At 57.3% G+C, this 234-nt stretch carries 1 protein-coding gene; it reads right to left on the bottom strand.

The window, feature by feature from the left end; all coding sequences use genetic code 11:
• Window positions 1–62 precede the first annotated feature (62 nt).
• Window positions 63–234, bottom strand: a 172-nt coding sequence (locus tag SB765_RS33930; protein ID WP_410933075.1) for a UTRA domain-containing protein, incomplete at its 5' end; no start/stop codon positions are given.

Here is a 234-nt window from a genome sequence, read left to right on the forward strand (position 1 = left end):
CTCTGCCTGGGCAGCAGGACTGGCGAAGAGCACCACAGTGCAATGATCTTCCCGACCTATGCTCAACGCCGCGCAATATCCGAAAAATAAAACTTATCCAACGTATGCCGCGACTCGGTGTACTCGAACTGCCGCCCGTCCTGTAAAAACGTCTGGTTACTCACCACGATCACATGGCTCTGGCCTTCGAGGTCGAGGTGGGTCTGGTCGTCTTTGCCGCGCGGCAGGGCTTCG

Origin of the sequence: Pseudomonas sp. SIMBA_067 (assembly GCF_046534675.1) — a bacterium.
In the GTDB taxonomy this organism is placed as follows: Bacteria; Pseudomonadota; Gammaproteobacteria; order Pseudomonadales; family Pseudomonadaceae; genus Aquipseudomonas; species Aquipseudomonas putida.